This is a genomic window from Pseudomonas sp. UBA6315 (assembly GCF_002438125.1).
Taxonomy (GTDB): domain Bacteria; phylum Pseudomonadota; class Gammaproteobacteria; order Pseudomonadales; family Pseudomonadaceae; genus Aquipseudomonas; species Aquipseudomonas faucium.
The window spans coordinates 42,437-48,530 of the sequence record NZ_DJTF01000127.1; the positions used below are offsets into that span (position 1 = coordinate 42,437).

Consider the following 6,094-nt stretch of genomic DNA (forward strand, 5'->3'; position numbering starts at 1 on the left):
TCGAAAGCTGCACGTCGATTGCCTGATCCTGCCACGCGGCAGAATCAGGCAATCGACGTGCAGTAATGGCCTAACGCGCCGCGCGGGCCAGCCCCTAACCTTGGCAGCCTGGTTTTTCCGTCCGTGTGCTTCAAGGAGATCGTGCAATGGCCCTACGACAACCGGTCACTCACTTGGCTTTCATCCGCGCCAGCAACGGCCGTTCGGCAGAGCTCGGCGCGCGCCTGCGCGACTTGCTCGAGCCTTCGTTGCGCACCCCGGGCTGCCTGAGTTTCAGCGTGCAGCGCTCGCAGGCCGACGCCGACCTGTGGCTGCTCAGCGGCAGCTGGTGCGACCAGCAGGCGATGAGCGGCTACTTCGCCTCGCCAACCCTGGAGGTATTCGGCGAGCTGGTGCAGGCCCAGGTGGTCAGCAGCCTCGACCTGCATACCTTCGATTGAATGCCCCGCTGCACGGGGTAGAATGCCGCCCCTCGATCAACGACGCGGATAGCGACATGGCACGTAGAGAATTCCCGCATTTCGAAGCGGTTTCGGCGATGGTCCCGGTGCAAGGCGGTGGCTACAACGCCGCCATCGCGGTCAAGGCCCTGAACATGGGCGGTGCGCCGCGCTTTCACAAGGTGCTCGATGGCCAGGTGTTCAGCAGCGCCACGGCGGCCGACGAGGCCGCCGGCGCCGAGTTGCAACGCCTCAATGGCGTGGGCGAAGAAGGCGAACTGATCTGGTGATCACACCTGCGGCCTGCGCATCTTGAACAGGTTGCCGAGTTCGAAGTAGTCCGCCGGGCCACCGCCGCGCAAGATCGGCTCGGCGGCCGCGGTGTCGTAGATGCCGTCCTTGAGCAGGTGCTCGGCGATGTGCACGGCCACCACCTCGCCAAGGATCAGCCAGCTCGGCACCAATTCCTGGTCAGCCCGCTTGAGTTGGACGATCTGGCTCACCTTGCATTCGAAGGCCACCGGGGTTTCGCCCACGCGGGGCACCTTGACCAGGCTCGACGGGGTTGCGGTCAAGCCGCTCAGGTCGAACTCGTTCACCTCTGCCGGTACGGCTGCGCAGCTCTGGTTCATGGCTTCGGCCAGAGGGCGGGTGGCCAGGTTCCAGACGAACTCGCCGGTCTGCTCGATATTGTTCAGGCTGTCTTTGCGCCCGACGCTGCAGAAGCCGATGATCGGTGGGATGTAGTTGAAGGCGTTGAAGAAGCTGTAGGGCGCAAGGTTCAGGCGGCCTTCGCGGTCCTGGGAGGAGATCCAGCCGATCGGGCGCGGGCCGACAATGGCGTTGAACGGATCGTGGGGCAGGCCGTGGCCTTTGGCGGGTTCGTAGTAGTACATCTGTGGGGCTTGTGGCCCTACCTCCAGAGGGGACGAGGCGCCTAGTGTGCCAAGCTTGTTCCCGCCTGGGAATGATCAAGCCCGGCCGGGGCCGGGCGGGTTGCTCGCATCAGGGATCAGCTGATGCGGTGGGCGTTGGTGCGGTCGAAACCATCTTCGGCAAAGCGCTGGGCGCCGGTGCGGTCGAAGCCGTCTTCGGCGAAGCGCTGAGCGCCGGTGCGGTCGAAGCCGTCTTCGGCGAAGCGCTGTGCGCCGGTGTGATCGAAGCCGTCTTCGGCGAAACGTTGTGCGCCAGTGCGATCAAAACCATCTTCAGCGTAAGTGGCCGCTTGGCTCTGGGCCGCTGCGAAGCTGTGGGCGTTGGTGCGGTCGAAGCCATCTTCGGCGAAGGCGCCAGTGGCGAAAACCGAGAAGGCCAGGGTAAGGATCAGTTTATTTTTCATGGTCGTTGCTCCGTTGGGTTCGAGAGGTTGCTTGTTTCTATGGGTTTAATGCTACGCCGATTAAATCGATTAAAAAGCGCAAAAATTGGCGTTAAATAATCGGTTTAATCGATGTTTAAGGGTGCCCCTATCGTGAGTTCGCAGCAGGTATGGCCTGGTGCGTATCCGCGGAGCAGTTCGCTTTTGTCAGCACAGGCAGGATGCCGTGGTGGCATTAATCAGGGGTTAAGGCGCCTGAATGCGTAGGCAATTAGGGGATCAACGCTTTTTTCATATACCGCCAACCGATTTTTCAGGTACCGCTGATCACCATCGCCGCACCTTTTCCCGGAGCGGCAAACAATGAACAAACTCCCGCAAATCACCCTGGCCTTCTGGGTCATGAAGATCTGCGCAACCACCCTGGGCGAGACGGCCGGCGACCTGCTGTCGATGACCCTGAACGTTGGCTATGCCGTCAGCTCGATGCTGCTGATCAGCGTGTTCCTGCTGACCTTGCTCGGCCAGCTTTACTCGCGCCGCTATCACCCGATGCTTTACTGGCTGGTGATCCTCTCCACCAGCACCGCCGGCACCACCATGTCCGACTTCATGGACCGCACCCTGGGCCTGGGTTATGCAGCGGGTTCGGCGATCCTCATCGGCATCCTCTTGCTGACCTTCCTGGTCTGGCGCCTGAGCGGCAACCCGCTGGACGTCACCCGCATCAAGACGCGCACGGGTGAGCTGTTCTACTGGGTGGCGATCCTGTTCTCCAACACCCTGGGTACGGCGCTGGGCGACTACCTGGCCGATGATTCGGGCCTGGGCTTTGCCGGCGGTGCCCTGCTGATCGGCAGCGCCATCGCCCTGGTGGTGCTGGCCCGCTACTGGACGCGCATCCCCGGCGTGGTGCTGTTCTGGGTCGCCTTCGTACTGACCCGCCCGTTTGGCGCCACCCTGGGCGACTTCCTGACCAAGCCGCACGAGAAAGGCGGCCTGGACTTCGGCACCATCGGCTCTTCCGCCGTATTGGGCGGCGTGCTGCTGGTGCTGGTGCTGATGGCGACCTGGTACCAGCGCCGTGAGCCGCGTCAGGCGTTGGAGATGTCCTGAGTAAACGAGGGGATGAGCCGATTAGGCCGGCTATTCGGCTCACAAAATGAGCCGAATAGCGCTTTTAATCGGCTCATTCGCATGCATCGAGGTTTTCAGGCCTCAAAAAAAAGGCGCCCCGTTCATACGGAGCGCCTTTTTTTAACCGCAATCACCGTCAGTCAGTGGTAATCCGCGAATGCTGCTTGGTGTCCTTCATGGTCGCGTACACCAGCAGCGAGCAGGCGATGCACGCAGTCACATACCAGTAGAAGCCGCTTTCCATGCCCGCGCTCTTGAACCACAGGGCCACGTACTCGGCGGTGCCGCCGAAGATCGAGACAGTCAGCGCATACGGCAGGCCGACGCCCAGGGCGCGGATCTCGGTGGGGAACAGCTCGGCCTTGACCACGGCGTTGATCGAGGTGTAGCCGCTGACGATGATCAGCGCCGCCATGATCAGGAAGAACGCACCCCACCAGGTCTGGATGGTGTGCAGGGTGCTGAGGATCGGCACGGTGAACAGGGTGCCGAGCACGCCGAAGGCGATCAGGATCGGGCGCCGGCCGATCTTGTCCGAGAGGCCGCCGATGACCGGCTGCAGGCACATGAACAGGAACAGCGTGGCCGCCGAGATGGTGGTCGAGTCGCTGATGCTCATGCCCACGGTGTTGACCAGGTACTTCTGCATGTAGGTGGTGTAGGTGTAGAAGGCCAGGGTACCGCCCATGGTCAGGCCGACCACGGTCATCAGTTCCTTGGGGTGGCGCATCAAGGTGCGCATCAGGCTTTCCTTGGCCTTTTCCTTCTTGGTGAAGGAGGCGGTTTCTTCCATGCCGCGGCGCAGGTACAGGGCAACCACCGCGCACAGCGCGCCGATCACGAAGGGTACGCGCCAGCCCCAGGCATACAGCTGCTCGGTGGTCAGGGTCTGCTGCAGCACGATCAGCACCGCCAGGGCGATGAGCTGGCCGGAGATCAGCGTCACGTACTGGAAGCTGGAGAAGAAGCCGCGGCGGTCCTTGCTGGCCATTTCGCTGAGGTAGGTGGCCGAGGTGCCGTATTCGCCACCCACCGACAGGCCTTGCATCAGGCGGGCGATGACCAGCAGCACCGGGGCAGCCACGCCGATGGTTTCATAGCCTGGGGTCAGGGCGATGACCAGCGAGCCTGCGCACATCAGCAATACCGAGGCCATCAGTGCGGCCTTGCGGCCCTTGCGGTCGGCGTACAGGCCCATCAGCCAGCCACCGATCGGGCGCATGAGGAAGCCCACGGCGAAGATCGCGGCGGTGTTGAGCAGTTGCGCGGTGGAGTCGCCGGCGGGGAAGAAGGCCTTGGCGAAGTACAGCGAGAATGCGGCGTAGACGTACCAGTCGTACCATTCGACCATGTTGCCGATGGAGCCACTGAAGATCGACTTGAGGCGGCTGGCGGTGGTTTTTTCTGCGGCGGGCGCGATGGCCGCCCCGGCGGGCAGGGAGGTGGCGTTATCCATCAGGGATACCTTCTCGTTGTTTTTGTGGAGCGCGCCTGGGCGCAGCTTGAGAAGGGTTTTGCACGAGCTGTGCCAATTGGGTGCACAGCGATCCATTCGAGGGCATCAGCCCACGTGTGGCGCGTACTGCGTAGGCGCGGGCTTGGCCGCGATGGGCTGCAAAGCAGCTCCGAAAAACCCGAGGATAAGCGGTTTCCCGCTCATCGAATGCGCCCAATAGGCGGATTTCCGCTTATTCGCGCGAGACGAAATCCTCGCGCACCAAGCCATGGCGCTGCATCTTCTCGTTCAATGTCCGCCGTGGCAGCTGCAGCGCTTCCATCACGCCCTTGATCTCACCCTTGTGCGCACGCAGCGCCGCGCGCAGGCATTGCGCCTCGAAAGCTTCGATCTGTTCGGCCAGTGACTGGCTGGCGGGCGCACCCTCCAGGCTCGGCGAACCCAGGCCCAGGGCATGCCGCTCCGCCGCATTGGCCAGCTCGCGCACATTGCCCGGCCAGTCGTGCGACAGCAGCTGGGCCAATTGCGCCCCGGCCAGCGGCGGTGCGCTGCGGCCGAGCTTTTCGGCTGCCGCTCGGGCGAAATGCTCGAACAACAACGGGATGTCCTCGCGCCGTTCGCGCAGCGGTGCCAGGCGCAGTTCGGCGACGTTCAGGCGATAGGCCAGGTCTTCGCGAAAACGCCCGGCGCGCGCCTCCTCGAGCAGGTCGGGCTTGGTGGCGGCGATGATCCGCAAGTCGACGCTGATGCTCTGGTTGGCCCCCAGCCGCTCCAGTTTCTGTTCCTGGATCACGCGCAGCAATTTGGCTTGCTGGGCCAAGGGCATGCTTTCGATCTCGTCGAGAAACACCGTGCCGCCATTGGCGTATTCCAGCTTGCCGATGCGCTTGCCTTGCGCCCCGGTGAAGGCGCCGCTCTCGTGGCCGAACAGCTCGGCCTCGAACAGCGACTCGGGGATCGCCGCGCAGTTGAGCGCGACGAAGGGCTTGCCAGCCCGTGGGCCGAAGTCGTGCAGGCAGCGGGCGACGCGTTCCTTGCCGCTGCCGGTCTCGCCCCGGATCAGCACATTGACCGGCAGGTTGGCCAGGTCCAGCACCTGGCGGCGCAGCTGCTGCAGGCCCTGGGACATCCCCAGCAGGGTGGCTTCCAGGCGCGACTTGAGGTCGGCCTGTTCATGCAGGCGGCGGTTCTCCAGCACCAGCTGGCGTTTCTCCAGGGCCCGGCGCAGGCTGCCCAGCAGATGCTGCGGGGTGAAGGGTTTTTCCAGGAAGTCGTAGGCCCCGTTGCGCATGGCCTCCACCGCCATTGGCACATCGCCATGGCCGGTCAGCAGGATCACCGGCAGGTCCGGGTCATCGGCCTGCAGGCGTTCGAGCAACTGCAGGCCGCCCATGCCGGGCATGCGTACATCGCTGATGATCACCCCGGGAAAATGCCGCGGCAGGTGTGCCAGGCATTCCTCGGCGCGGGCGTACAGCTGCACGCTGAAGCCGGACAGGCTCAACCACTGTTCGACGGCGCTGCGGATGCTCGCTTCATCATCGACGACGATCACCGAATTCAACATACAGGCTCCAGGTCACGGGGCAGGGCAAGGCTCAGGCGGGCGCCGCCTGGCAGGTTCTCGGCCTGCAGCTGGCCGCCGGCATCGATGATGATGCCATAGGAAATGGCCAGGCCCAGGCCGAGGCCTTCGCCCACCGGCTTGGTGGTGAAGAACGGGTCGAAGACCTTGGCCAGGTC

General features: G+C 63.7%; 8 protein-coding genes. 3 read left to right on the top strand and 5 right to left on the bottom strand.

The genetic code is table 11. The annotated features are described in order from the left end of the window. Positions 1-146: 146 nt before the first annotated feature. Complete coding sequence (locus B3E94_RS15010) at positions 147-440, top strand: putative quinol monooxygenase (RefSeq protein WP_176517264.1); 294 nt, start codon at positions 147-149, stop codon at positions 438-440. A 56-nt stretch (positions 441-496) separates the two neighbouring features. Further along, the gene (locus B3E94_RS15015) at positions 497-730 is read left to right on the top strand and encodes a hypothetical protein (protein WP_286914115.1); all 234 of its coding nucleotides are present in this window, start codon (positions 497-499) and stop codon (positions 728-730) included. Here the strand turns inward: B3E94_RS15015 and B3E94_RS15020 are convergent, their stop codons facing one another. Together B3E94_RS15020 and B3E94_RS15025 are read right to left on the bottom strand one after the other, a co-directional pair. Further along, entirely contained in the window at positions 731-1,336 is a 606-nt protein-coding gene (locus B3E94_RS15020) for a flavin reductase family protein (protein ID WP_176517266.1), read from the bottom strand. 116 nt (positions 1,337-1,452) lie between these two features. Continuing rightward, positions 1,453-1,779: a hypothetical protein gene (locus B3E94_RS15025; RefSeq protein ID WP_286914116.1), complete on the bottom strand. Its 327-nt coding sequence runs from the start codon at positions 1,777-1,779 to the stop codon at positions 1,453-1,455. Between the two features lie 342 nt (positions 1,780-2,121). On the opposite strand from B3E94_RS15025, the gene B3E94_RS15030 reads away from it, so the two are divergent. Next, positions 2,122-2,874, top strand: coding sequence for a hypothetical protein (locus B3E94_RS15030; protein WP_176517268.1), 753 nt, complete (start codon positions 2,122-2,124; stop codon positions 2,872-2,874). A 157-nt stretch (positions 2,875-3,031) separates the two neighbouring features. Here B3E94_RS15030 and B3E94_RS15035 read toward each other — a convergent pair whose 3' ends face one another. From B3E94_RS15035 to B3E94_RS15045, 3 genes are all read right to left on the bottom strand, one after another. Beyond that, on the bottom strand, positions 3,032-4,351 hold the full coding sequence (locus B3E94_RS15035; protein ID WP_176517269.1) for an MFS transporter: 1,320 nt from the start codon (positions 4,349-4,351) through the stop codon (positions 3,032-3,034). A 232-nt stretch (positions 4,352-4,583) separates the two neighbouring features. Beyond that, entirely contained in the window at positions 4,584-5,918 is a 1,335-nt protein-coding gene (locus B3E94_RS15040; RefSeq protein WP_176517270.1) for a sigma-54-dependent transcriptional regulator, read from the bottom strand. Further along, positions 5,912-6,094: ATP-binding protein (locus tag B3E94_RS15045; protein ID WP_349681709.1), on the bottom strand; the 183-nt coding region annotated here is incomplete at its 5' end. The genes B3E94_RS15040 and B3E94_RS15045, both read right to left, overlap by 7 nt.